The organism is Oceanicella sp. SM1341, from assembly GCF_003448965.1.
GTDB lineage: Bacteria > Pseudomonadota > Alphaproteobacteria > Rhodobacterales > Rhodobacteraceae > Paroceanicella.
In genome coordinates this window covers 1-25007 of the sequence record NZ_QRGC01000030.1, presented here as the reverse complement: position 1 = coordinate 25007, position 25007 = coordinate 1, and the positions used below count along the sequence as shown (strand labels likewise).

Sequence of the window (25007 nt, the reverse complement as noted above, 5' to 3'; positions counted from 1 at the left end):
ACAGACATGTCGCAGATGCGCAGAGTGTTTATTACCGGATCGTCGACAGGACTTGGGCTTATGGCAGGCCAGTTGCTGGTCGAGCAAGGCCATCAGGTCGTCCTTCATGCACGAAACGAAGCGCGAGCCAAGGATGCCCTTCAAGCATTGCCAATGGCGGAGGCTGTGGTCGTAGGCGATCTTTCGAGTGTCGCGGGTGCCCGCCAAGTTGCCGAACAGGTTAACAGGCTTGGACGCTTCAACGCGATTATTCACAATGCCGGGGTCGGATATCGGGAGCGGCGGCGGCTCGAAACAGAGGAGGGTCTGCCGCATGTGTTTGCGGTAAATGTCTTGGCGCCCTATGCACTGACGGCCCTGATCGAAAGGCCCGATCGGCTTGTCTATCTCAGCTCCGGCATGCATCACTGGGCAGGCGCGGCCCTTGACGACCTGGAATGGCGCAAACGCGTATGGGATGGCTCCGAAGCCTATTCTGAGAGCAAACTGCATGACGTATTGCTCGCTTTCGCAATAGCGCGTCGCTGGACATCGGTGCTGTCGAATGCGCTGGAGCCGGGCTGGGTTCCAACCCGCATGGGTGGCCCCAGCGCCCCAGATGATCTGGACGAGGCGCATCGAACGCAGGCCTGGCTTGCAACGAGCGATGATGCCGCGGCCCGAGTGACGGGGCGCTATTTTCATCACATGCGTGAACGTTCTGCCAATCCCGAGGCAAGCGATTGCGATCTGCAGGACAAGCTGATCGAAAAATGTCGGAAACTGTCAGGCATTTCCATTCCGGCATGACAGCATGAAACCCACCTTCTCCATCGCAGAAATTACAGGCGCACCGTGTGTGGCTAGACGTACAGCGATCCGGTCCTCGGTTACATTTCGGGTGCCGCTGTTACGTGTGCAGGCGAAATACGGCACACCTTATTCGACAAAATGACTTGGGGATCTCTCAAATGAAGGCAAAGGCTGAAGGAGAATCCGCGGTACCGTTCGCCCCAATTCCACTCATACCCAATTGCGATCATGCGGGTCTCGCACAGCGGCCAGATGTTGTTTTCAGCGTTGCCGAAGTGGCCTTGTTTAGAGCTGCGCCATGGCCAGATGCGATCTCCGCATAGAACTTAGGCATCTCCGATATTTCGTAGCTGCAGCGGAACAAGGCAGTTTCCGCAAGGCTGCGAAGGCGCTTGGCATGCAGGAGTCCGCTGTCAGCCGCCGTCTTCGCGATCTCGAAGACATGCTAGGCGCATCGCTATTCCAACGCAGGACCACTGGTGTGCTCCTGACGGTGGCTGGACAGCGCTTTTTGGTCCGAGCCCGAACGGCTCTGAAAAGCGTCCATCAAGGCGCCAACGAGGTTGCAGGCATCGGCAGATCGGAAGAAGGGCAAATCAAGATCGGAATATTTTCATCGCTGGCGTCCGGCTTTCTTCACGAGTTGCTCAATTCCTATGATCGGGCCCATGCTGGTGTCTCGATTGATTTGATCAACGGCAATCCGGCGGAACATGTTGCCGCGGTGCGTCAGCTTCGGCTCGACGTCGCGTTCATAACTGGGACAGCGGCTTGGAGAGGCTGCGATACCATGCACCTCTGGAGCGAGCGCGTCTTTCTGGTTCTCCCGCTCCAACATACGCTGGCGCAACTCGACGAGATCGAGTGGACGGATGTCTCAGGAGAGCGTTTCATCATTAGCGATTCCGCCCCAGGGCCGGAGATTCACGATTTTCTGATGCAGCGGCTCGCCGAGCTTGGTCGGCACCCAGAGATTGAGGCGCAAAGTGTTGGAAGGGACAACCTCATGACCTTGGTCGCGATCGGTCGTGGCTTGACCTTGACCAGCGAAGCGACGACGGCCGCGCAGTTTCCAGGCGTCGTCTATCGGCCGATCCAGGGTGAGGTGCTGCCCTTCAGCGCAGTCTGGTCGCCGCACAATGACAATCCTGCCAGTCGGCGTCTGATCAGCATGGCGCGCCAGATGGCAAAATCCCATAGCGCAAGCGACCCTAGCCCGGCGGAGATTCTCTCGGCAATGTCCGCCGGGCCTTCGCAAAGCCGCGATCCGTCGCGATGAACCGCTCCAGCATGGGGACGATCAGGCGAGTAGGATCGGCGGCGGGCTGCCCCACCTCTCGGGCAAGGATTGTGGCATAGGCGGTCAAGTCTCGGTGCAGGCTGGCGGGCAGCTCCAGTGTGACCTTGACCGGCTTGTCGTCGGCGAGTGGCCCAAGTTTCAGTTTGGTCATGGTCAGCCTCCATAGGGTTCGAGCACGAGATCGCGCGTCACCAGCACCCGCACAGGGAAGCCTGGCCGGATGGTCAACGTCGGAGCGATATTCAGTTGGCGCTGCACGATCTGACGGCCGGTCTGGCTGATGCTGTCGGAGGCGCCCTGACGGAGAGCCCGGACGATCGTGCTGTCGTCGCTGGAAGAGCCCGCTTCCGCGCCGATGCTCAGGATTGTCGAGAGGATCGCGCCTTTGAAGAGCTCCCCCCAATGATAGTCGACACCGTCTTCGAGACCGGCAAAGCCCTGGCTGTCCGCACCGGGATGGCGTTCCAGCACGATTGACCGGCCATTCGGAAAGATCAATCGGGTCCACATCAGAAGCACGCGGCGTTGACCGAAGCCGACGCCGTTGTCGTACTGGCCGATGACGCGCGTACCCTGCGGCACGAGCAGGATTTGCCCCGTGGGGCTGTCATAGACATTCTCTGTCACCTGCGCGGTGATCTGACCGGGCAGATCGGAGCGGATGCCGGTGATGAGGGCCGCCGGGATGACCGCGCCAGCCTGAAGGATATTCGCCGATGCAGGTGCCGCGACACGATCGGGCGAGACGGTGCGCTTGTCGGCCGCCTTGTCGAGGAAGTCCTGTTGCCGATCCTGGGCTGTAGGCGTCGCGGGCTGCGGTGCGAGACCCAGACTTGTAAGGTCCGGCGTTATGCTTCCCGGCGCGATGGTTGTGGCGGTCGCGGCGCTGCCGGGCCTCACATCGGTCTGGGCGAAGAGCTTGGCCGTCCGGGCGGCCTCGATCTCCTGAAGGAGCCGGCGTTCTTCCTCGCTGACGCCCTGCCCAGGCGTAGCGACGGCCGGTGCCGGGACCGACTGTCCGCCATTCCGCGCGCTGAGGATCGGACGGCCGAGATCGCCCGGCAGCGGTGGACCGAGCTTGGGGACATCGCCATAATTCTTCGGCAACCCTGCCAGACCGTCCGCTGTGGCGCGATTGTCGGTGGAATAGAGTTCCTTGCCCTGGCTACCGGGATGCGCGTTCTGGAGCGCATAGATCAGCGCACCGCCGATGCCGAGACTGGCCGCGAGGCCGAGTCCCGCGAGCACCTTGCGCGACAGCCGGGTGACCCGCGGCGGCGCCGGTCGAAGCCGCATGGACGTAAGCGGCTCGCCGGTAAGCGGCCGACCACTATCCTCCGCGGATTCGTCCCTTTCCTCCTTTTCGGGATCGATCTCGCTCACGATGCGCGCCTCCCATCCGTCCGGGAGATACGGATGCGCTTCTGATGCTTGCCCGAACCGAAGCGCAGCTCGGCGGCCGCGAAGAGCCGGTCGACGATCATGTAATTGCCGCGCACGCGGTAGTTCACGAGATCGGAGGTCTTGCCCTCGGGACCGGCGACGAAGAGCGGCGGCATTTCGCCCTGGGCAATGCCGCGCGGAAACTCGATGAACACCTGCCGCCCATCGTCGAAAGCGCGCAGCGGCCGCCACGGGGCGCGGTCGCCGGTGATCGCATAGCGGAAATTGACCTTCGACAGATCGACGCCGGCGGAAATTGGTCGTGAGGTTTCCGCCTCACGATTCTGGCGGCGCAGCGCAATGAGCTGGTCCTGCGGATATTGCCAGGAGACCGAGGCCATATAGGTCTTCTCGGTCGAGCGCAGTTCCATGTGATAGGTGCGCAGATTGGTGTTGATAACGAGATTGGTCATCAGTTCCGGCCGGGTCGGCTTGACGAGGATATGCACCTGTTTCGACGCGCCCGCGCCGCTCTCGGTATCGCCGATGATCCAGCGCACCGTATCCCCGGCGGCCACGGGACCGGAGCCGACAAGCTGTTCGCCGGGTTGGAGCCCGATGTCGGTGATCTGCCCCGGTGACGCATAGACCTGATAGAGCGCGCCTTCGACGAAGGGATAGACCTGCATGGAATTTATGAACCCGTCTCGCACGGGCTGGATGCGTGCGGCGGCATTGGCGTTGTTGACCCGCTGCTGGGGGTCTTTCGCCTGGGGCGTTGCCTTGCCGTCCTTGCCGACCGGCTTCAACTGGCCCGGAAGAGGCAGGGGCTTAGGCAGGGTGACGACCCGCACGGGCGCCGGCGGATCGGCTTTGAATACAGCCGGCGCGGCATGGTCATAGGAAATCTCGGGCGGCGGCATATGAGCCGCACAACCGGCAAGCGCGGTTGCGCAAAGCAGGAATACCGGCAAGCCGGATTTGCGGAAAGCCGGAATGGCGTGAATACGGAAAGTCGGGCGTCCCGCTGTTCCGGTGGCGGATTTGCGGAAGGTCGGCGTCATCATCCAAGCTCCTTCGACCAGTTGATTGCGGTGACGTAGATTCCGAGCGGGTTCTTTCGCAGCGTGTCGGCATCGCGCGGTGCTTGGACCGCGACGGTGAGGATCGCCGACCAGCGCTCGGTGCTGGCGAGCGAACCGTCCTGATAGCGGCGCTCGACCCAGGCGATGCGGAAGCTCGACGGTGAGGCGCGAATGACCGACGACACCCCCACCGCGATTTGCTGCTTGCCCACCTTGGCGAAGGGATCGTTGGCGCGGGCATAGTTGTTGAGCGCCTGCGCGCCCGCGGTCGTGGTGAAGTCATAGGCCCGAAGCCAGTTCTGCCGGACGATGATCGGATCGGCCGGGATCGAGCGGACCTCCTCGATGAAGCGGGCGAGATACCAGGCGACCTGGGCGTCGTTCGGTGTGTAGTCGGCGGTCGCGGGCGCGACGGCCTGGGCCTGGCCGAGCTTGTCCACCTGCACCACCCACGGCACGATTGAGCCACTCAGCGATTGCCAGACCAGTGCGCCCGAAAGTCCACCGGACAGAATGAGGCAGCCGAAAGCCATGAGGCGCCAGTTCCTCGCCTGGACGCGGGCGGAGCCGATGCGTTCGTCCCAGACCTGCGCCGCCCGCTGGTAGGGTGTCTCAGGCTGAGGGGATTTGCCGTAGTGGGTGGCGGATCGCTTGAACATGGTCAGTCGCTTTCGGAGGTGTTGACGGAAGAGCCGCTGCCGTGGCTGTCGCCGCTGCGGACGGAATGGGCTGCGACCTGCATCCCGTGGGACATGGCTTGGGAGCGCTTCATGCGCTTTGCCCAGGCAGGCGGGCTGTCGGGCGCAGATGAGGCTGCGGCTGCGGCCGATGCACGTTCATCGGCAGCGGCTTCGCCGGAGACGGCACGCCCACCGGCCTCGAAGCTGCCGCGCATCGATCCCGCGGCGCGTCTGAGCGGGCTGACCAAGGCAGATCCAGCCTGCGATGCGCCGGTGCTGGCGACATTGCCGAGGCCAGATGCAACGGCGGACGCGCCGGTCTGTCCGGCGGCGCCGAGGCTGTAGGCGGTGGATGCCCCGCCCGCGAGCGCGGCCCCACCACGGGCGGCTGCCGCCGCTCCGCCAAGGAGAGATGCGCCACCGGAGGCCGCAGCCCCGAGCGCCGCGCCGCCCGCGACGACCATGCCGCCGGCAGCAAGACCGCTGCCGATCGCCGATCCGGCGCCAAGCTGGGGACCGCCGGAGACGAGCCCCGTTGCGATACCGGGGCCGAAAATGCCGAGGCCAAGCAGTGAAAGGGCTGCCAGCACGATCGCCATCGCATCGTCGATGGTCGGTGTCGCGCCGCCAAACCCTGCGGCGAATTCGGAAAAGAGTGTCGAGCCGATACCGATGATAACGGCGAGCACCAGAACCTTGATGCCCGAGGAGATGACGTTACCGAGCACCCGCTCGGCCATGAAGGCGGACTTGCCGAAGAGACCGAAGGGGATCAGCACGAAGCCGGCGAGCGTCGTCAGCTTGAACTCGATCAGCGTGACGAAGAGCTGGATGGCGAGGATGAAGAAGGCCAAGAGCACCAGCGCCCAGGCGAAGAACATGCAGGCGATCTGGATGAAATTCTCGAAGAAGGACCAATAGCCCATCAGGTTCGAGATGGAATCGAGCAGCGGCCTCCCCGCATCAAGGCCGGTCTGGGCGACCTTGCCGGGCTGGAGAAGCTGGGCCGTGGTAAAGCCCGTGCCGGACGCCTTCAGGCCGAGCCCCGCGAAGCTTTCGAAAACGATCCGGGCCAGATTGTTCCAGTTGGAGATGATGTAGGCGAAAACACCGACGAAAAGCGTCTTCTTGACGAGCCGCGCCATGATGTCGTCGTCGGCGCCCCAGGACCAGAAGAGCGCGGCCAGCGTCACGTCGATGACGATCAGCGTGGTGGCGATGAAACCGACCTCGCCGCCAAGCAGACCGAAGCCGCCGTCGATGTAGCGGGTAAAGACATCGAGGAAGTGATCGATGACGCCGGTGTTGCCCATGTGCGTTAGGTCCTGATCAAAGAAAGGAGTGCTTTGATTTTATTGTCGTTTCTGATCTCGCGGGATGAAAGGCCCCGCGCACCGTGTGGCGCAACATGCGGTGACAAGCCGATGGGTGAGGCAAACCGGGTGCTTCCGGGGAGCCATAAATCAGCAGAACCCATCAAAGCCGGACGGGCGGGGACTTCCGATCCCGTACGTGGTCCGGCCAGCGAGCCTGCCATGGCGAGGGAAACCGAACCGATGGCGGACGCCTCGTTACGCGCGGAGACACGCCAACTCGGAAGTCGGCGGGTCGGTCTGTGGTGCGAACCGCAGATTTGTGGAGCGTTGGCCCGTGCTATGGACACATGGGCTGGGGGTGTGCGGCGTGCCGTGCGCCAGCCTCGATATGAGCTTGCGCGGTATCGGGGTCGGAATCCACACGGGGTAAAGTCGGCGCCTAAAGCAGGCGAGAGATCAGTTACGGAACCTAAGAACCTTGCCGTCGCTTCCGGAACAGTCGGACCCCGGATGGCTGAAGCGACCAGCGACCGCGATGGTGAGGGGCGGAGCCTTCGTAGTAGTCCGGGGACGGGAAAGCCGTCCACATGGCGAAGGAAGGCAGTGGATACAGCGAGCAGGCAGGAGGTGGACCCATGTCCAACGAGATGAATATCTTGTTCGTCCTCGACATGCAGCGCAAGCTGTATCGGTGGAGCAACGAAGACCCCGACAAGGTCTTCGCTGGTCTGTTCAATCTCGTATGCGACCGCCGATTCCTTGAGGAGGCGTGGCGAAGGCTGTCCGGTAATCGGGGCAGCCAGACACCCGGCACCGACGGGGTGACGCGGCGCATGGTCGAACAGCGTCCCGGTGGCGCAGCAGGGTTCCTCGATGAGATACGCGAGGTGCTTCGCAACGGAACCTATCGTCCCCAACCGGTCAGGCAGCGGCTTATCCCAAAGCCCGGCAAACCGGGGCAGTTCCGGCCACTCGGCATTCCAACGTTGGTCGATCGTCTGGTGCAGATGGCTTTGAAGCTGGTCCTGGAGCCTATCTTCGAGGCGGACTTCTATCCGACCTCCTACGGGTTCCGGCGCGGTCGAAGCACCCACGATGCTCTGGCAAGAATCCAGAGGTTCCTTCACCCGACAAAGCGCGGACCCTCGGTCTATCGCTATGTCATAGAGGGAGACATCAAGGGCTGCTTCGACGCCATCGATCATCACGTCATGATGGAGCGGGTCCGGAAACGCATCGGCGACCGCAAGGTGCTGGCGCTGATCCTCTCGTTCCTGAAAGCCGGTGTGATGGTCGAAGGGACCGAACGCCACCCCGTCACCGGCTCGCCGCAAGGCGGGATCATCTCGCCGATGCTGTCGAACATCTACCTGACAGCCATCGACGAGCGGTATGGATGGTGGACAGGCCGCCCCCGCGAACCGAGCATCAATCCGGCGGCCCGAAGGGTCAGAGACCACAAGAGGGGTCGGCCGGTGCTCTACATGGTGCGATACGCGGACGACTTCGTCGTTCTCGTGGATGGCACGCGGGAGCAGGCGGAAGCGGAAAAGCTCGCGCTGGCGGAGTTCCTGAAGACGGAGCTTCGCATGGAACTGTCGATGGAAAAGACCCGGATCACCGATGTCAGGGAAGGCTTCGACTTCCTCGGCTACCGGGTGGCGCAGACCAGAGCCTGTCGGACAGGCCGATGGGTCGGCAATCTCTTCATCCCGAAGGGAAAGCTGAACGACCTGCGCCACAAGATCAAGGTCATGGTGAGGGGCATCCCCACGGGACGCGACCTTGCCTACGTCATCGACAGGCTCAATCCGGTCATCACGGGGTGGAGGAACTATTACCGTTACGCCACAGGCGCGCACGGTCGGTTCAGCCATCTCGACTTCTGGATATGGCAGCGCGTCGGGCGCTGGTTGAAGATGAAGCACGGCAATGCGGGTTGGCCGACCCTGCGGCGCCGCTATCATCTCAGCGCCCCCGGAAAACGACGGCAATGGACCGAAGGGTCCAGACGCCTGCGGTTCTTCACTGACGGAGGAACCATGCGTTACCCGGAACAGCGAATCGAGAAACCGAACGGATGGAACGCAAGATGGGAAAACAGGCATCGGGAAACCCTGCTTGACTTCTGGACTGCGTTCGCGCGCCTCAGACGCGTTTGAGGCACACCCACGGGCTGACGACCGCCCGTGCATGGAGAGCCGGATGCTTGGAAACCTGCATGTCCGGTTCGGGAAGAGGGATAGAGAAACTCGTCTCCGGAAGGCGATGGAGCGCTTCATCTCTACTTTCACGTTCAGCGCCCTTCGCTGCTGTGACCGAGGAAACGCCGACGGTTCTCGGCCCAGGCATTAAGGCAGGCTGGATCATGTGTGGCGGCTTCTCCGGCCTGGCTGCATCGGGTTAGCTCCGCGCTCAGCGGATCTTGCCTGTCCGCCGTCGGCGCGGAGGACGCGGCGGGCGCTGGAGGCACCGCATCTTTGCGGGTCATCTGGATCACGGTGGCGGTGATCGCGACCGCGACGAAGACGATGGCGCCGATGCGTGCGAGGGTCTTGCCGTCCATCGCCCTGCCCTCAACTGTCGCTGCCCGGGAACATCCGGGCGTTGCCGGGCTGGTAGCCCGAACCGGGGGTCAGGAAGCGGCGACGCTGTTCGCGGCCCTGTTCAGCCGCGGCGGCCTGCTCGGCATCGTGCAGGGCCTGCGCGCGACCATTCGCGGAGATGACGGCTGTGAGGTCGGAGAGCTGCTGGGCCTGCAGGGCGAGAAGCTGGTTGCCAGCCTGCGTCGCCTGGAGAGCGCCCGTCGCTGACTGGCTCGCGCCCACCAGCGCCGACATCTGCTGGCGGTTGGTCTCGATATTGCCGACGACGGTTGCCTGTACGCGCATGGCGTCCTGCAGGCCGCCCACGGTGTTCTGCCAGCGGGTTCTGGCATCGGCGACGAGCTGCGCGTCCGATGCGGACATCGAGACATTGGCGTATTTGGTCTGAAACGCCTGATCGATCCGCTGCACGTTGTAGGCGATGTTCTGCGCTTGGGCGAGAAGTTGCTGGGTGCGCTGCACGGATTGCTGAAGCTGTTGCAGCGAGGAAAACGGAAGGCTCGCGAGGTTGCGGGCCTGGTTGATCAGCATCTGCGCCTGGTTCTGAAGCGAGGTGATCTGATTGTTGATCTGTTCGAGCGCGCGCGCCGCCGTCAGGACGTTTTGTGCGTAGTTCGAGGGATCGAACACGATGATCGCATAGGCGGGCGTCGCCAGTATCGGGGTCAGAAGAACGGGCGCGCTGAGAAGCGCCAGGGCGAAGCGCCGGGCGCTGGATCGGGTGCGGATCATGTCGGAACTTCCTCGTTGGTGGTGGGCATGGGAGACCGGGACGCGAGGTTGGTGAGGTCGGCGATCATGTCGGCCGCCCAGGCGAGGCTGTTTTCCGCGAGCCAATCGTGGAGGAAGCCGTCGGTGCCGGTTCGGGCGTGGATCTCGGCGATGCGCTGCTGATGCTGGCGCGACGACGCGGCACAAAGGCACAGCGCCACCTCCGACAGGCCCAGCTCGAACAGGCGATTTCCACGCCGCGACTGGCAGTAGTAGTCGCGCTTGGGCATGGCCCGTGCGAGGATCTCGATCTGGCGGTCATTGAGGCCGAAGCGGCGATAGATGGCGGTGATCTGCGGCTCGATCGCACGTTCGTTCGGGAGCAGTATCCGGGTCGGGCAGCTCTCGATGATCGCCGGCGCGATCGGACTACCATCGATGTCGCTCAGCGACTGGGTGGCGAAGATGACGGAGGCGTTCTTCTTGCGAAGGGTCTTCAGCCACTCGCGGAGCTGGTCGGCGAACCCCTCGTCATCGAGCGCGAGCCAGCCTTCATCGACGATGATCAGCGTCGGCGAACCGTCGAGGCGACCTTCGATCCGGTGGAACAGATAGGCGAGCACGGCGGGGGCCGCCTCGGTCCCGATCAGCCCTTCCGTCTCGAAAGCCTGGACCGTGGAATGGCCCAGATGTTCGTCTTCGGCATCCAGCAACCGCCCCCAGGCGCCACCGAAGCAATAGGGACGCAAGGCCTGCTTCAAGTCGTTGGATTGAAGGAGGACTGACAGCCCGGTGATGGTGCGCTCCTCGACCGGCGCCGAGGCCAGCGAGGTCAGCGCCGTCCAGAGATGCTCCTTCACCTCGGGCGTGACCGCGACACCTTCGCGCTTCAGGATCGCGCCGATCCAGTCGGCAGCCCAGGCGCGCTCGGCGCTGTCATCGACGCGGGTGAGCGGCTGCAGGCTGACGGAAGATTCTGATCCCTCACTGAGCCCGCCACCAAGATCGTGCCAGTCGCCGCCCATGGCGAGCGCGGCGGCACGGATCGACCCTCCGAAGTCGAAGGCAAAGACCTGGGCACCGGCATATCGGCGGAACTGCAGCGCCATAAGCGCCAGCAGCACGGACTTGCCCGCGCCGGTCGGGCCGACGACGAGCGTATGCCCGACATCGCTGACATGAAGGGAAAACCGGAACGGGGTAGAGCCTTCGGTCTTGCCGAAGAGCAGCGGGGGCGCTGTGAAATGCCCATCACTGCTCGGACCTCCCCGTTCCGGCCCCGCCCACACAGCGCTCAGGGGGATCATGTGGGCGAGATTCAAAGTGCTGATCGGCGGTTGCCGGACATTGGCATAGACATGACCGGGTAGACTGCCGAGCCAAGCGTCCACCGCATTGATGGTCTCGGCCATCGCGGTGAAGTCGCGGCCCTGGATCACCTTCTCGACGAGGCGCAGCTTCTCGTCGGCAATGCGTGGATCGGCGTCGGACACCGTGACCGTCGCGGTGACATAGGCGATGCCGGCATAGTCTGCGCCAAGCTCCTGCAGCGCGAGATCAGCATCGGCCGCCTTGTTGGAGGCATCTGTGTCCACGAGCACGGATTGCTCGTTGGTCATCACTTCCTTGAGGATCGCGGCGATGGACTTGCGCTTGGCAAACCACTGGCGGCGGATCTTCGTCAGCAGCTTCACCGCATCGCTCTTGTCAAGCAGGATCGCCCGGGTGGACCAGCGATAGGGAAAGGCCAGCCGGTTCAACTCGTCCAGCAGGCCCGGCGTCGTCGCAGTCGGAAAGCCGGTGATTGTGAGAACGCGCAGATGCGCCGATCCCAGACGCGGTTCCAGCCCGCCCGTGAGCGGCTGATCGGCCAAGAGCGCGTCAAGATACATGGGCGTCTCGGGGACACGGACGCGATGGCGCTGCGTGGAAATGCAGCCATGCAGGTAGGTCAGGGTCTCGCCGTCATCGAGCCAGCGGCAGTCCGGCATGAAGGCTTCGATCAGGTTGAGCAGCCGGTCGGTGCGATCGGCGAAGCCGTTCAGCGCTTCGTGCGCATCGATGCCGGTCTTCTCGCGGCCTTCGTAAAGCCAGGTCTCGGCGCGGGCGGCGTCCTCGGCCGGCGGCAGCCAGGTGAAGGTCAGGAAATACGAAGATTCGAAATGTGACCCCGCCTGTTCGAAATCCGCTTTGCGCTCGGCATCGACCAATGCGGACGCTGCATCGGGAAACGTGCTGACGGGGTAGACCGCGGCCGGATTGCGCTGCGCCTCGACGAAGATCGCCCAGCCCGAACCGAGCCGGCGGAAAGCGTTGTTGAGACGGCCCGCGACCGCGACCAGCTCCGCCGGCACCGCGGAATCCAGATCGGGACCGCGAAACCGCGCCGTGCGCTGGAAGCTGCCATCCTTGTTGAGCACGATGCCGGAACCGGCCAGCGCCACCCAGGGGAGGTAATCGGCGAGACGGGCGTTTCTATTGCGGTATTCGGCGAGGTTCATCATGGCGGCGCTTCCCCTCAGACCGTGAGATGCGCGGGAATGCGCAGATGGCGGCGGCCGACCTCGACGAAGAGCGGATCGCGCTTGGCCGCCCACACCGCCGCGAAATGCCCGATCGCCCAGATGGCGATGCCGACGAGCCAGAGGCGCAGTCCGAGACCCACCGCTCCGGCGAGTGTGCCGTTCAGGATGGCGATGGCACGCGGTGCGCCGCCAAGCAGGATCGGCTCGCTGAGCGCCCGGTGCAGCGGGACCGAATAGCCGGGAACGTCTCCACCCTGATCTACACCGCCCGGCATCAGACCAGCGCCCCGCCGCTGAAGGAGAAGAAGGAAAGGAAGAACGAACTGGCCGCGAAGGCGATCGACAGGCCGAAGACGATCTGGATCAGCCGCCGGAAGCCGCCGGAGGTGTCGCCGAAGGCGAGAGTCAGGCCCGTGGTGATAATGATGATGACGGCGATGATCTTGGCGACCGGCCCCTCGATGGATTCGAGGATGCTCTGCAACGGCGCTTCCCAAGGCATGGACGAGCCGGAGGCATGGGCGGGTGCGGCCATGCACACGCTCAGCATGGCGACGGATGCCGCCATCGTGAGACGATCGGGCAGTTGGTGAAGACGCGACAGGCGCGGGTGCTGAACAACGGGCATCATTAGGAGGTTCCTTCTTCGGGCTGGAGATGAGTGGTGGCGGGCACGATGCGGTAATCGCCGTCCGTGCCGAGGCCCTCGACGCGGGCGAGTTCGGAGAGCCGGCGCGCGGCACCGCGGCCGGAGAGCACCGCCACGAGGTCAATTGTCTCGGCGATCAGCGCTCTGGGCACGATGACGACGGCTTCCTGAATGAGCTGTTCCATGCGGCGCAGCGCGCCGATGGCGCTGCCGGCATGGATGGTCCCTATGCCGCCGGGATGGCCGGTGCCCCAGGCTTTGAGAAGGTCCAGCGCCTCGGCGCCACGCACCTCGCCGACCGGAATTCGGTCGGGGCGCAGGCGCAGCGAGGAGCGGACGAGATCGGAGAGCGAGGCGACGCCGTCCTTGGTCCGCATGGCGACAAGGTTGGGCGCGGCGCATTGCAACTCGCGGGTATCTTCGATGATGACGACGCGATCAGAGGTCTTCGCCACCTCGGCGAGCAGCGCATTGGTCAGCGTCGTCTTGCCGGTGGAAGTGCCGCCTGCGACGAGGATGTTGGCGCGGTCGAAGACGGCGCGGCGCAAAACATTGGCCTGTTCGGCGCTCATGATTCCGGCGGCCACGTAGTCCAGCAGCGTGAACACCGCGACGGCCGGCTTTCGGATGGCGAAGGCCGGCGCCGCCACGACTGGCGGCAGAAGTCCCTCGAACCGCTCTCCCGTTCCGGGCAGTTCCGCCGAGACGCGGGGGCTTCCGGTATGGACCTCCGCACCGACATGGTGGGCGACAAGACGGATGATCCGTTCGCCATCCTCCGATGACAGATGCTCGCCCGTATCGGACAGTCCCTCGGAGAGGCGATCGATCCAGAGCCGTCCGTCCGGGTTCAGCATCACCTCGACGACTCCTGGGTCTTCCAGGAAAGTCGCGATGGCCGGACCGAGCGCGGTGCGCAGCATCCGCGCGCCTCGAGCGATCCCTTCCGAATTGTGATGTGAGGCTGCCATCCGATCCCCGATTCCAACGGGGACAAAAAGGCGACCCCCATGCGGGGATGATTAAAAGAGCCTGATTTATAGCTGATTCAACAAGTATTTAGCGTCGTAGTAGCGTGGCGTGCAAATACAGGAAAACGGCGGCGGTCGAAGCGTGAGCTTGCACGTGCCAGCGATCGTCTCCGATCTGCGAAGCGAGCTTTTAAATCAGCAACTGATCAGGTTCCTCTGCCCGATTCCTGCGTCTGCCCAACGTCTTCAGATATTTCCTGTCGAAGTTTCGGGCCTTTCGCGAGACGGCGGCCGAGCGCCGTGACGAATTGATCGTAGCGCTCCCCGGCCTTGGCGCGAGCGGCCTGGGCGGCCGGTTCCGGCAATGCCGGTGTGGTGGCCACCCAGTATTTGATGAACACGGCCAGGCTCTCGATGGCAATGCCCATGTCACGTTCGAGTCGGGTCATGCGCCGGTCGATCTGGTCGAGACGTTTGACGATCACCGCTTCGCGCCGTTCAGCGGCGTCAGGCGACAGGAACGAGGCGATGGCGGCTTCAGCGATCATCGACTGCGGCTGATCCCGGCGCGCGGCATAATCCGCCAGCATCTCCATGATTCCGGGATCAAGATAGACGGAGATCTGCGCCTTCTTCTTGCGTTCGGTCATCGCGTTCACAGCTCCATGCCGTCGTTCGGATCAAGCGAGACCTGCCGCGCCACCCCTTGCATGAGCCCGGTCATGCGCTGATTGCGCGTTGCAGCATCGTCGAGCTCCTCGTCTCGATCAGCATCCAGTTCGAAGGGGTTGTCGATCGGTACCTTCTTTTCCACCGGCTTCACCCGGCTGAGTTCGGGTTGACGGCGGCGCTCGGAGTCGGTCGTATCCTCGTCCTGAGACACTGTTGCACCCTTCGTCTCAGCCACTGCCGGGCGCGCCGGCAATGGAAGCGTGGTCCAATCATCCGGGCGGCCCTCATTCGGCGCGCTGTGTGCCGGTGGCGGCAAGATGCGTTCGCTGAAGCGCGCGTCCTCGTAGTAGCGGGCCTTCTTCGCCCGGATCGGTGGTGTGCCCGCGACCATGACGATCTCGTCGCTCGGCGGAAGCTGCATGATTTCGCCGGGGGTGAGCAGCGGCCGCGCGGTCTCCGAGCGCGACACCATGAGGTGCCCGAGCCAGGGGCTGAGCCTGTGTCCGGCATAGTTCTTCATCGCCTTCATCTGCGTGGCCGTGCCGAGTGCATCGGAGACGCGCTTGGCCGTGCGTTCGTCGTTGGTCGCGAAGCTGACGCGAACATGGCAATTGTCGAGGATCGAGTTGTTGGCGCCGTAGGCCTTCTCGATCTGGTTCAGCGATTGCGCGATCAGGAAGCTTTTCAGCCCATAACCGGCCATGAAGGCGAGTGCGCTCTCGAAGAAGTCGAGCCGGCCGAGCGCCGGAAACTCGTCGAGCATCAGCAGCAGCCGGTGGCGGCCCGCTTTCGCCTGCAGATCTTCTGTTAGTCGACGGCCCACCTGATTGAGGATCAGGCGGATCAACGGCTTGGTGCGGTTGATGTCGGAGGGAGGAACGACGAGATAGAGCGTGGTGGGGTCTTTTGCGCCCACGATGTCGCCGATGCGCCAGTCGCAGCGCCGGGTAACTTCGGCCACCACAGGATCGCGATAGAGGCCGAGGAACGACATGGCCGTGGAGAGCACGCCCGAGCGCTCGTTGTCGGACTTGTTGAGCAGTTCGCGCGCCGCGCTGGCGATGACGGGATGCGGTCCCCCCTGCCCCAGATGCGCCGTCTTCATCATGGTGGCCAGCGTCGACTCGATTGGCCGCCCTGGGTCGGAGAGGAAGGCGGCGACACCGGCCAGCGTCTTGTCCGTCTCGGCATAGAGCACATGCAGGATGGCGCCGACCAAGAGCGCATGAGAGGTCTTCTCCCAATGGTTTCGCTTCTCGAGGCTGCCTTCGGGGTCGACCAGGATGTCGGCGATGTTCTGGACATCGCGCACTTCCCATTCGCCGCGCCGCACTTCGAGCAGCGGATTGTAGGCGGCGGATTTGGCGTTGGTTGGGTCAAACAGGAGCACGCGGGCGTGGCGCGATCTGAACCCGGAGGTGAGCTGCCAGTTCTCACCCTTGATGTCGTGGACGATCGCCGATCCGGGCCAGGTCAGCAGCGACGGGACGACGAGACCGACGCCCTTGCCTGATCGGGTCGGCGCGAAACACAGGACATGCTCCGGCCCGTCGTGGCGAAGATAGTCACGATTATATTGCCCGAGCACCACGCCATCGGGGCGCAGCAGCCCGGCCGACTTCACCTCCTGCGCCTCTGCCCAACGCGCCGAGCCATAGGTTTCCGCCTTCTTGGCCTCGCGTGCGCGCCAGACCGACATGCCGATCGCGACAGCGATGGCGAGGAAACCGCCCGACGCGGCGATGAAGGCGCCGCGGACGAAGATGTCGGGGGCATAGGCATCGTAGGCATACCACCACCAGAAGAAGGACGGCGGCAGATAGACCGGCCAGCCCAGCAGGATGAACCAGGGCGATCCGAGCTGCGCCTGAAACCCGAGCCTCCAGGCGACATATTCGGTCGCGCCCCAGGTGGTGAGAAGAACGATCAGAAAGACCGTGAGGATCTGCCCCCAGAGGATCTTGGTACCGGACATGGGTGATGGCCTTTCCTGTTTGTTGGATCAGAGACCGAGGCCGCGCTTGCGACCGAAGCTCCAGTCGATGCCACCATCGTTGCGGGCGACGCCGGAGATATGTTTGCCGAGTTGCTTCTCGATAGACGGGGTCCAGGGCACAAGCTGGAAGCCGAGGCCGTCATCGATCATGGCGAAGCGACCGGAGGCGAGCGAGAAACGCTGGCGATAGGCGCCGGCGACATAATCGCCGCTGCCGGCACGGTTGAAGGTCGAGCCGGTCTCGGCGGCGAGCTTCTCGCCGAGTTGCTCCACCTCGCGGTTGCGCAGCCTGTCGATCAGATTGCTGGTGAACCGGATGCGCTGACCGGTCCGTTCGGCGAAGCCCTCACCGACAAGATGTTCGGCGCGCCGCTGGAGGGCATGGCGCACCTCGGCGCCGAAGCCGACATCGGACAATGCCGCGGGATCGCGGGCCACGTTCTGCCGGTCGAGCCAAGTCGCGCCGGGCGCCGTCACCTGCCGCTCGATGTCGAGATCGGAGCGCACTGCGAGGGCGACACGCCGTTCTCCCTTCGCATTGTCGAACCGGCGCAACTCGACGATCGAGCCGGGCGCTGAATCCCCGGCTGCATCGAGATCGGACAGGCGGATGTGATGGGTGCGTCCATCGACGCCGTCGACCACGGCATAGGCCGTACCCTTCAGCTCATCGTCGAGTCCGCGGTCGACCAGCTTACCAATGATCGGCGTGTCGAGGCTTTCGGCGGCCAGCACATAGCTTGCCGACCCACGGTCGATCCCGCGCTCCGTCAGCGCCCGGTGCATGCGCTTGATGATGTCGCCGCGCTCGCCGAGCTCGCGCAGGGTCGCCTCGGCCTTGTCGTCGATCACCCATTGGCCGGGGCCGACCTCGGCGGCGAGACCGAGGGTTTCCAGCTTGCGCAGACGGCCAACCTTGAGCGGCTGGTATTCGTCGGGCTGGCGATCGGGCACCGGCGCCGTATCGATCACGCTGGCTGCACGTCCATCGCGCAGGAGCTGGCGATCGAGCCGGGTCCAGCGCTCGGCCTCCACCTGGCGTTCCAGATCGCGCCGGATGTCGAGATCGGTGCGGGGTCCGAGTTCCTGGGTGACGAGATCGGCAGCCCGCGCGCGCATCCCCTCCTTGATATAGTCGCGGGAGATGACAAGGTCCTGGCCGTCCTCCATCCGTCCGCGCAGAATGATATGCACATGGGGATTGTCGGTGTTCCAGTGATCGACACCGACCCAGTCGAGCGGCGTGCCAAGATCTTTCTCCATCTGGCCCATCAGATCGCGCGAGAAGCCCTTGAGGTCGGCAAGGTCCGCCGCATCCTCGGGCGACACGATGAACCGGAAATGATGCCGGTCATCGGCGCAGCGATCGGCAAAGGAGCCGGCATCCGCGTTCTCCGTCTCCGGCCCGAACAGCCGCGCCTTCTCCCCGTCCCGGGTCACGCCATCGCGGCGCAGATAATCGAGATGCGCCGTGAGCGGTGCTGCGCGGCGGGTCTGGCGGACGACGCGGGTCTTGATGACGACGATGCGCGAGCGCCCGGTGATGAGGCGGTTCGCCTGGATGCTCGCCGTTCGGCCGCGGCCAAAGCGCGAGCGATTGCCAGGACTGATCCGGCCTGAGCGGGAGATGTTTCCGCCCGCCTTGCGCGCCGCCGCCAGGGCTTGTGCGACGAAGGGTTTGGCGCGCTGCGTGCTGGACGAACGGGGGCGGCCCGGTCGAATGCGGAACTCACGCTCATCACTCATCGCGCGGCCCTACAATGTGTGAAAATTTCAATGAAAACGGAAAGATAAGTCGTTCGGACACATTGTGGCAGTTCTGCGCAATGTGCCGAAGGCAGCGAAAAACCCAGGAAAAACAACCGACCATCCGAGGCGCAATGTGCGCCCTTTTATCTCGCCCTCCTTCGGTCGTGTTGCCTGCCTCTCCCCTTGGCGCCCGCCATGCCACGCCAGTGCCCGCTACCCTGCGATCGGAAACCGCCACGCTCATGGGGACTTGCTCGTGACGAAGAGACCTGCCGATTGCGGCACGATAGCGGACACATCGCGCACGCTCTGCGTCGATGCAGCGTCGTGCGATGGATGTTCCACCGACACGGGATCGGCAGCCGAAGCGCGATCGGACTGCACCACGAAGAGCGGGGCCCGCGTCCAGTCCAGAGGATCGACCGCGGCCACCATGACGGGTGCGGCCGCGCTGGCACCATCGAGGATCGGCGCGACGGCGGCAACATAGGCACGGGTTTCTGGCGGCAGCGGACGGCCTCGGAGCGAGTCCTCGTACCGGCCCGGGCCTGCATTATAGGCGGCGAGCATGGCGCTGATGCTGCCGTAGCGATCATGCAGTTCGCGCAGATAGGCGGCGCCCGCGAGGATATTGTCGCGCGGATCGTAAGGATCGCTGCCAAGCCCGTAACGGGTGCGCAAAGCCGTCCAGGTGCCGGGCATGATCTGCATCAGCCCGATTGCTCCCTTGGACGAGACAGCGCGCGGATCACCCGCGCTTTCGGCGCGCAGCACCGCCCATATCCAGTCCGCCGGAATGCCGAAGCGGTGTGCCGCCTCCGCGACGAGATCGGCATATAAACTGGCCATGGCCGCGCGCGGCTTCGGCGGGGATTGGGCCTCCGCGCCGGGCACCGACAAGCCGGTCGAAACAAGGCCGGAAAGAAGAAGGAGGGCGATCCGGCGCATCGCCTCAGTCCTTCCTGTCGCGCCTGGCCAGCCGGGTCCAATGCAACGACCAAGCGTTTCCCGCCTCATCATCGCGGAACAGCTGGGCGCGGATCGGCTGCGGCAGTGCCGGATCGTCGATCACGACCGCGATGAATTCGCCGGCGCGTTCGCCGGTCCGCGTCCAGCCGGCTCCGATTTCCGGGCCGGGTTCGGCGCTGTCCTCGCCAGCTGCGTGGATGCGGTAGTCCGGCGCGTTCTCCGTGTCGGACGGTTCGGCCGCGACGATGACGATGTCGCGGAAGAGCGTGAGGGTTTCGATACGCCCGCTGATGCCGGACGGGTCGCGCGTGAATTGGCCGATTTGCGGCATGGTCTGTTCCTCTGCGGTGGCGTTGAGACAGCCATCGGCGGACACCGCTCCCGCCGATGGAAAGACGGTCAGCGTGAAGGGCCGGATGCCAGGGGCCTCCAGACGAAATGCCCATTCCCCTGCTGATCGGTGTAGAGCGGCGTCGCCTTGCCGATGATGGAGCGGGTTGCGATCGGCCCGAAGTAGCGGCCGTCGAAACTGTCGGGCACGGCGGGATTCATCAGGAAAATCTCATCCGCGGCGATGCGTCGGCATCCCTGCCAGACCGGCAGTGGGCGCCCTGCCCGATCGCGCGCCAGAGCATCACCAAGGCGGTGTCCATCAACGGTGACGGTGGTATCCGTGCGGCAGACCACCTGACCGGGCAACGCCGCGATATGCTTCAGGAGCGGTACCTGGCGACCGATATAGCCGCGCGAGACCATGAGCGAGGCAACAGATTTCGGCTGTGTCGCGACCACCAGATCACCAACTGCGAGATGGTGCGGCGGCGCGATATCGTAGAGGCCGATGGGCGTGCTGGCCGAAGCGTTCCAGACGAGTTTCGTCGGCAGGGACACGACAGATGCGAGGGCAACGCCGACGCAGGCGAAAAAGGTCGCCATGACAGTGCCGAAGCGGGTCATCCTCCGACCCTCCGCCGCTTGAGCCAGGCCTGATGGCGCTCGATCGTGTAGGGACGTGGCTGGTGGCCGGCGCCGATCCGGTTGGCGACGTGCCGCCAGTGATCGGGAGCGACGTCGCAGGCGTCGATGCCGGCGGCTTCCACGGTGTCGATATGGCGAAGCACCTGTTTGACCTTGGGCCAACTCTCGATCTTCAGGAGGATGTCGCCGCCGGGACGCACGAAGGGCAGCGTCTGATAGGGCTCGCCGGGCTCGGTTGCGCGCACGATGTCGATGCGCGAAATGATCGTGCCGAAGTCATTGGCAGCCCAGCGGACGTAAGCGAAGATGCTGCCAGGACGAAACGAGAAGATGCGCCGCCTGCGATCGAGCACCCGTTCATGGGCCTCGCTGCCGAACCTGATCCAGTTCTCGATCCGCTTCTCGATATGTGTCAGCTCGACGTGGGTGAGACTGTCGGAATGCTGCGGGTTCGGCACGAGGCCGCCGCGCACGCGGGACGCCGCGTTGCCGGTCATGGTTGATCTCCTTGCGTGGGTGGGAATTCTCGCGCGAAGAGCGCGCGCAGCATGTCGGCGACGGTGATCCCGCGCTGGAATGCGGCGATCTTGATGCGGCCGCGCAACTCCGGGGTTACGTCGATGGTGAGCCGCGCGGTGAAACGAGCGGCATCGCCGTCGCGTGGGCGAGCATCAGCCGCCTTGACCCACTGTTCAGGATCGGCGGGCCGGGCGGCAAAACCGCGACGGGCGGGACGCTCGCTCATGGCGTATCCCTCCCGATGCCGAGGCGTTCGATCGCATCGGCCAGCGTCGCGATCTCGCGCGCGGCGGGCGTGTCCGCGTCCAGTTCGCAAACCAGTCGGCCCGACTGCGCAGCCACTGCGAAGGCGACGCGCTGGCCGATGGTGGCGGCCAGTGCCGGTGGATCGTGATCGACGAGGGTCTCGGCGGTTTCGCGCGCGAGAACGGTGCGTGCGCCACAGCGGTTGAGGACAAAGCGGGCGACCAGCTCCGACCGGTAGATGCGCGCCTCGGTGACGAGTGCCAGCATTTCCGCCGAGGCCCAGCCGTCGAGCGGCGACGGCTGCACCGGGATCAGCGCCAAGTCAGCCGCGAGCAAGGCCGAGCGCATGAGCGCGGCAACCCGCGGCGGACCGTCGATCACCACCATGTCGGTGTTGCGGGCGATCTCCGGCACCTCGCGATGCAGCGTATCGCGTGCCAACCCGATGACACCGAAGAGTCGTGGCAGTGCTTCGTGGCTGCGCTGCTCTGACCAGTCGAGGGCCGAGCCTTGCGGGTCGGCGTCGATCAGCGTGACGCGCTTTCCCCTCCGCGCCCATTCTCCGGCGAGATTCAGCGCCAGGGTGGTCTTGCCGACCCCACCCTTCTGGTTGAGCAGTGCGACGATCATGGCTTGCCTGCTCCGCGCGCGTTCGAGGGTGATCGCGACGTCTCAGCGGGCGATGCCTCTGCGTGGCTTGGGCGCGATTTTCCGGCGACGCTGAGGCTCTTCGCAGCCTTGCGGATGAGGTTTTCCACATCCCGCGCGCGCTCTTCAGAGTTAGATTCTTTGTTAGACTCTAAGTTAGGGGCGCGATTTCGTGTTTTCTTCCCGTACGTTAACCCCTGTTTGGGTTCCTGATGGCACGAGGGGGTGGTTCCCGATAGCACGTGCCCAGGGGTTCCTGATGGCACGACGCAATCCACAGCCTGTCCACAGGCCGGCATCGGCTCGAAAGCGAGAAGCGTCCGTCCGCCGGTTTCAACTTCGAGAAACAGGGTATAGCCGGGTAGCGGCTGTCGCCGGATGATGTCGCGCAGCTCGAAGGCGAAGCGCTTGAACGGGGACCGCGCGCCCGATTTCTGATAGAGATGGCGAAAATCGAAGCGCCAGCCATTGCGCTGGCGTCCACCATGCTTGCGCACGATCCTGTAGAGCCAGCGGTCGAGCCCGCCAGTGAGGTCGAAGTAGGCCCGGTCGATGGTCAGCACGAGCGCGTCGTCGAGCACCGCCTGATAGAACCAGTCCGGCACGATCATTTCGATGCCGTCGGGTCTCCCGCGCCCGTCAGTGCGTTCCTTCCACTCGTTGATCCAGGAGAAGCGATGGCGGCGCCCCTCGGCCGGTTGGCGGATCGTGGTGGAGACGGTGGTGGACTGAAGCCGGTCGAGTGCTGCCTTGAGGCGCAGGTAGTCACGCAGGGACGTGCCCCGCTCGATAAACTTGAGGATTTCATAGGGTGTCGCGGCTAGAAGGCGCGAGGTGCGAAGGCCGGCATCACGGGCCTCGACGATCTGGCTCGCCGCCCAGATCAGGATATCGGCATCCCAGATGGTGGCCATGCCGTGATCGGGAACCGCTTCGACGCGGATCGAGACATTGCCGGCGGCAAAGTCGATCGGCGCAATGCGACGGGATTTGGAGAGGGAGAAGAAGGGATAGGCCATAAGATCCTGCGCATCTCGTGGCGCGAAGTCGCCGGGGAGCGCCCGGAACAGATCGAGCTGTCCGCGCTCTGATGGAGAGCGATGCCGCGCCGTCATTCTGGAACCGTCCGCGTTCAGCGTGCGAAGCGGCCAGGCTGAGGCATCGCCGGCGGCGACTGGCGTTTCGCCGGCAGCACGGAACCGCGCGGATCGGAGGTCGAGGTGACGGCGCCGCGTGCGGCCCAGGCTTCGAGATCGTCGATGGCATAGACGACGCGGCCTCCGAGCTTGCGATAGGCGGGACCCGTTCCGTAGGTCCGGTGCTTTTCCAGCGTGCGGGCGGAAAGCGAGAGGAACTCGGCCGCTTCCTTCGTGCGCAGGAAACGTGGCGGCAAAGCGGTGAGATCGGGCTGCATGGGTCGGGCCTCCGGGGTGTTGCGGTGGCCGCTGCGGTTCAGCGGCGGACGTCGACCACGGTGGCGGAGGGAAGCCGTCAGGGGGATGGGGAACTAAGGGGGGCCTAAAACTCCCACCCCTTTGCTACCGGGGCGGTTAGCGCCGGCGACGGTGGCGAAGCAGTTGCAGATAGCCGCCCGCGATCAGGTTCCGGCCGCTATCGACCAGTTCGATGACGGCGTCGCGCAGCGAGCATGTTTTCCAGACCTCAGCGGCCACGCGCGTCCTCCCGAAGATCGCGTAGGCGATTTCGCGATAGCTCGCGCCGTTCATGCGCCCATCGGCCGCCTGCAATTTGAGGCGCAGGCGCCGTCGCTGGTCGTCGGTCATACGCGTGTCGCGCGGCACGACGCGGCCCCGCCACGCCCGCCACAGACGCGACACCGCGTCTATCCGGTCGAGCGTGTCATCGTCGAAGGGAATGAGAGCGGCCAGCGGATCGCCCAAATCGACACCGCGTGGCAGCAGGAACTGTGCCCCGATAGCGGTGTCGATCGCATGGCGACCGTCTAGACTATCGCGCCCGGCTGCAATATCGCCGCCCGACGGAAATGATACCGACGGCAGGAGGTCGGGGCGTCGAGTGAAGAGCATGATCGACGGATCGACGGCGGGCGACCAGAACACCGGCTGGACCGTGGCCGGCAGGTCGGGTCTGGCCGCGAAATCGCAACCCCCATCGACGTTCGTCTTCTTGGCGAAGAGGCTGCATCTCCACTTTGCGCAGGACAAGACTGTCGTAAAGATCCTGGTAGGGCTCGTCGCGACGAAGGCATTCCCAGGCAAGTCCCTCGATGTTCAACCGATCGAAGAAGTCGTAACTGCGGCGATCTCGCCAGCGCGATGTGTCAGGCTTCATCCCCTCAACCCCTCGTTGAATGCGCGCAAGTCGAGCTGAGTAGGATTCCGGTTCGGACACGGTGGCGGAAGTCAGTGGCATGGCATCGCACGGCGACGCGCGATGCCGTAGCGGCATCACGTCGGTCTGGTAAATCCAACTCAGCGGCGCGGTAATTGGAGGAGATGCTTGTAGCCGGTGCGGGTCATCCAGCGCGCCCGTGCCAGATGAGTGTCATGCACATGGCGCGCACGATCCGGCTCGGTTTCCGGGTCGATCCCGAACAGAACGTCCACGGCCTCGCGCCAGTCCGCCCCATCGGCCGCGGCGTCCAGCAACCGCATGTAAAGCTTGATATGCGCCGTATCATAGTCGGTAAGACCATCGCTCGACGGAGCGGTATCCTCGAAAAGATCGGTCATGAGCTACCCCGGCAGTCCGCGCCTGCTGGCGCGTAAAGCGAGCACGTTAGCAAATTCTTCACCATTTTGGATGCACCGCAACAAGCATCGGCCGATGCGGTGATGGCATCACTGCGGGAATAGGATCTAGCCTTCCGGGTCTCCGCGATCATTGACGAGCAGCACTCCCTGTCCACGGTCGGTCGACAGGAAAACGATACCGCCTGCTTCAAGCGCCCGTCTGACCTCATCGCACGTCGATTCGTACACCCGTAGTCCGCTTTCGGATTCGAGGCGCTTCAGTGCGGTCAGCGATATTCGGGCCTTGTCAGCGAGCGTCTCCTGCGTCCAACCAAGCAACGCGCGCGCGGCCCGCGATTGTCGGGCGGTGATCATGCATGATCACCTCCTACAGTCACGAATACGCACGCCAGAACTACGGCTTCTCTATTCGGACCAACCGGATAGCGGGGAATCCCTCACTCCCCAGCGGCTCATTTACATACTATAGTTGATAAA

General features: G+C 64.3%; 28 protein-coding genes and 1 pseudogene. 3 read left to right on the top strand and 26 right to left on the bottom strand.

From position 1 onward, the window contains the following. Window positions 1–6 precede the first annotated feature (6 nt). Both D3P35_RS21150 and D3P35_RS21145 read left to right on the top strand, forming a co-directional pair. Window positions 7–789, top strand: a complete 783-nt coding sequence (locus D3P35_RS21150; protein WP_198670730.1) for an SDR family NAD(P)-dependent oxidoreductase — start codon at window positions 7–9, stop codon at window positions 787–789. Window positions 790–1090: 301 nt separating this feature from the next. Then, complete coding sequence (locus D3P35_RS21145; protein ID WP_118137611.1) at window positions 1091–2071, top strand: LysR family transcriptional regulator; 981 nt, start codon at window positions 1091–1093, stop codon at window positions 2069–2071. Here the strand turns inward: D3P35_RS21145 and D3P35_RS21140 are convergent. From D3P35_RS21140 to trbL, 5 genes are read right to left on the bottom strand one after another with little or no spacing between them, the layout of a single operon-like run. Next, complete coding sequence (locus tag D3P35_RS21140) at window positions 2004–2243, bottom strand: DUF2274 domain-containing protein (protein ID WP_118137609.1); 240 nt, start codon at window positions 2241–2243, stop codon at window positions 2004–2006. The two genes, D3P35_RS21145 and D3P35_RS21140, sit on opposite strands and share 68 nt — an antisense overlap. Window positions 2244–2245: 2 nt before the next feature. Continuing rightward, the gene (locus tag D3P35_RS21135; RefSeq protein ID WP_118137607.1) at window positions 2246–3475 is read right to left on the bottom strand and encodes a TrbI/VirB10 family protein; all 1230 of its coding nucleotides are present in this window, start codon (window positions 3473–3475) and stop codon (window positions 2246–2248) included. Then, window positions 3472–4539 carry a P-type conjugative transfer protein TrbG gene (trbG, locus tag D3P35_RS21130; RefSeq protein ID WP_118137605.1) on the bottom strand — a complete coding sequence of 356 codons (1068 nt, stop codon included), beginning with the start codon at window positions 4537–4539 and terminating at the stop codon, window positions 3472–3474. The genes D3P35_RS21135 and trbG overlap by 4 nt, the downstream gene beginning before the upstream one ends. Then, entirely contained in the window at window positions 4539–5219 is a 681-nt protein-coding gene (gene trbF / locus D3P35_RS21125; protein ID WP_118137603.1) for a conjugal transfer protein TrbF, read from the bottom strand. Before trbF ends, trbG begins: the two co-directional genes overlap by 1 nt. A gap of 2 nt (window positions 5220–5221) precedes the next feature. Continuing rightward, window positions 5222–6553 (bottom strand): P-type conjugative transfer protein TrbL, encoded by a 1332-nt coding sequence (gene trbL, locus D3P35_RS21120; RefSeq protein WP_118137601.1) that lies wholly within the window; start codon window positions 6551–6553, stop codon window positions 5222–5224. 638 nt (window positions 6554–7191) lie between these two features. On the opposite strand from trbL, the gene ltrA reads away from it, so the two are divergent. Beyond that, on the top strand, window positions 7192–8718 hold the full coding sequence (gene ltrA / locus D3P35_RS21115) for a group II intron reverse transcriptase/maturase (protein ID WP_118137599.1): 1527 nt from the start codon (window positions 7192–7194) through the stop codon (window positions 8716–8718). Window positions 8719–8852: 134 nt separating this feature from the next. Here ltrA and trbK-alt read toward each other — a convergent pair whose 3' ends face one another. The 21 genes and pseudogenes from trbK-alt to D3P35_RS21010 all read right to left on the bottom strand — a co-directional run bounded on the left by trbK-alt (window position 8853) and on the right by D3P35_RS21010 (window position 24884). After that, window positions 8853–9122, bottom strand: a complete 270-nt coding sequence (gene trbK-alt / locus D3P35_RS21110; RefSeq protein WP_118137597.1) for a putative entry exclusion protein TrbK-alt — start codon at window positions 9120–9122, stop codon at window positions 8853–8855. Between the two features lie 10 nt (window positions 9123–9132). Further along, window positions 9133–9894 carry a P-type conjugative transfer protein TrbJ gene (gene trbJ, locus D3P35_RS21105; protein WP_118137595.1) on the bottom strand — a complete coding sequence of 254 codons (762 nt, stop codon included), beginning with the start codon at window positions 9892–9894 and terminating at the stop codon, window positions 9133–9135. Continuing rightward, window positions 9891–12377, bottom strand: a complete 2487-nt coding sequence (gene trbE / locus D3P35_RS21100; protein ID WP_118137593.1) for a conjugal transfer protein TrbE — start codon at window positions 12375–12377, stop codon at window positions 9891–9893. The genes trbJ and trbE overlap by 4 nt, the downstream gene beginning before the upstream one ends. A gap of 14 nt (window positions 12378–12391) precedes the next feature. Further along, window positions 12392–12673, bottom strand: coding sequence for a VirB3 family type IV secretion system protein (locus tag D3P35_RS21095; RefSeq protein WP_118137591.1), 282 nt, complete (start codon window positions 12671–12673; stop codon window positions 12392–12394). Further along, a pseudogene (locus tag D3P35_RS21090) lies at window positions 12673–12924 on the bottom strand (TrbC/VirB2 family protein); the annotation flags it as partial. The pseudogene D3P35_RS21090 and the gene D3P35_RS21095, both read right to left, overlap by 1 nt. 104 nt (window positions 12925–13028) lie before the next feature. After that, window positions 13029–14018, bottom strand: coding sequence for a P-type conjugative transfer ATPase TrbB (gene trbB / locus D3P35_RS21085; protein ID WP_118137589.1), 990 nt, complete (start codon window positions 14016–14018; stop codon window positions 13029–13031). A 206-nt stretch (window positions 14019–14224) separates the two neighbouring features. Then, entirely contained in the window at window positions 14225–14668 is a 444-nt protein-coding gene (locus tag D3P35_RS21080; RefSeq protein ID WP_118137587.1) for a CopG family transcriptional regulator, read from the bottom strand. A 5-nt stretch (window positions 14669–14673) separates the two neighbouring features. Next, complete coding sequence (locus tag D3P35_RS21075; RefSeq protein WP_118137585.1) at window positions 14674–16665, bottom strand: conjugal transfer protein TraG; 1992 nt, start codon at window positions 16663–16665, stop codon at window positions 14674–14676. Between the two features lie 27 nt (window positions 16666–16692). After that, window positions 16693–18432, bottom strand: a complete 1740-nt coding sequence (locus D3P35_RS21070) for a VirD2 family relaxase/mobilization nuclease (RefSeq protein WP_118137583.1) — start codon at window positions 18430–18432, stop codon at window positions 16693–16695. 243 nt (window positions 18433–18675) lie between these two features. Next, window positions 18676–19383 carry a lytic transglycosylase domain-containing protein gene (locus D3P35_RS21065; RefSeq protein WP_118137581.1) on the bottom strand — a complete coding sequence of 236 codons (708 nt, stop codon included), beginning with the start codon at window positions 19381–19383 and terminating at the stop codon, window positions 18676–18678. A 4-nt stretch (window positions 19384–19387) separates the two neighbouring features. Continuing rightward, window positions 19388–19735 carry a DUF736 domain-containing protein gene (locus D3P35_RS21060; protein ID WP_118137579.1) on the bottom strand — a complete coding sequence of 116 codons (348 nt, stop codon included), beginning with the start codon at window positions 19733–19735 and terminating at the stop codon, window positions 19388–19390. Window positions 19736–19803: 68 nt separating this feature from the next. Continuing rightward, entirely contained in the window at window positions 19804–20361 is a 558-nt protein-coding gene (locus D3P35_RS21055; protein ID WP_118137577.1) for a S26 family signal peptidase, read from the bottom strand. After that, window positions 20358–20879, bottom strand: coding sequence for a DUF2840 domain-containing protein (locus D3P35_RS21050; protein ID WP_118137575.1), 522 nt, complete (start codon window positions 20877–20879; stop codon window positions 20358–20360). Before D3P35_RS21050 ends, D3P35_RS21055 begins: the two co-directional genes overlap by 4 nt. Beyond that, on the bottom strand, window positions 20876–21127 hold the full coding sequence (locus tag D3P35_RS21045) for a hypothetical protein (protein WP_118137574.1): 252 nt from the start codon (window positions 21125–21127) through the stop codon (window positions 20876–20878). Before D3P35_RS21045 ends, D3P35_RS21050 begins: the two co-directional genes overlap by 4 nt. Next, window positions 21124–21777, bottom strand: a complete 654-nt coding sequence (gene parA / locus D3P35_RS21040; RefSeq protein WP_118137572.1) for a ParA family partition ATPase — start codon at window positions 21775–21777, stop codon at window positions 21124–21126. The genes D3P35_RS21045 and parA overlap by 4 nt, the downstream gene beginning before the upstream one ends. After that, entirely contained in the window at window positions 21774–22910 is a 1137-nt protein-coding gene (locus D3P35_RS21035) for a replication initiator protein A (RefSeq protein ID WP_118137570.1), read from the bottom strand. Before D3P35_RS21035 ends, parA begins: the two co-directional genes overlap by 4 nt. Before the next feature lie 17 nt (window positions 22911–22927). Beyond that, window positions 22928–23209 (bottom strand): AlpA family transcriptional regulator, encoded by a 282-nt coding sequence (locus D3P35_RS21030; protein ID WP_118137568.1) that lies wholly within the window; start codon window positions 23207–23209, stop codon window positions 22928–22930. Window positions 23210–23345: 136 nt separating this feature from the next. Next, a complete protein-coding gene (locus D3P35_RS21025; protein ID WP_118137566.1) occupies window positions 23346–23843 on the bottom strand; it encodes a DUF2285 domain-containing protein in 498 nt (165 codons plus the stop codon). Then, window positions 23764–24108: a transcriptional regulator domain-containing protein gene (locus D3P35_RS27025; RefSeq protein ID WP_370032128.1), complete on the bottom strand. Its 345-nt coding sequence runs from the start codon at window positions 24106–24108 to the stop codon at window positions 23764–23766. The genes D3P35_RS21025 and D3P35_RS27025 overlap by 80 nt, the downstream gene beginning before the upstream one ends. A gap of 140 nt (window positions 24109–24248) precedes the next feature. Next, window positions 24249–24509, bottom strand: a complete 261-nt coding sequence (locus tag D3P35_RS21015) for a DNA -binding domain-containing protein (protein ID WP_118137564.1) — start codon at window positions 24507–24509, stop codon at window positions 24249–24251. A gap of 126 nt (window positions 24510–24635) precedes the next feature. After that, window positions 24636–24884 (bottom strand): helix-turn-helix domain-containing protein, encoded by a 249-nt coding sequence (locus D3P35_RS21010; protein ID WP_118137562.1) that lies wholly within the window; start codon window positions 24882–24884, stop codon window positions 24636–24638. Window positions 24885–25007 lie beyond the last annotated feature (123 nt).